The organism is Achromobacter sp. RT286_PF (assembly GCF_059760425.1).
Genome location: NZ_JCBAMR010000096.1, coordinates 1 through 269, shown reverse-complemented (window position 1 = coordinate 269; position 269 = coordinate 1). Strand labels below are relative to the sequence as shown.

Sequence of the window (269 nt, the reverse complement as noted above, 5' to 3'; positions counted from 1 at the left end):
AGGCGTTTCACTGTCCTGTTCGGGATGGGAAGGAGTGGTACCACCTTGCTATGGTCGTCAGGCGTAACTGGTTGAGCGGTTGCGGGTTAGCGCAACGGCTCCAATCTTGGAAGAAACACAACGTGTGAATGATCAGAGGCTAGCTCGATGATCATGCACAGGGGGTCGTAATTGGTGTTGGCTGGCTGCTGACGGTGCAGCCAGATTTTGTATTGAACGACACTTGGAACGCTATATCACCAGGTCAATAACCATCAGTGTTATAGGAT

Annotated in this window: 1 rRNA gene; it reads right to left on the bottom strand. The window is 50.9% G+C overall.

The features are described from left to right. Positions 1-62: ribosomal RNA gene (rrf, locus tag AC6LJY_RS28005) — 5S ribosomal RNA — on the bottom strand; the annotation flags it as partial. Positions 63-269 lie beyond the last annotated feature (207 nt).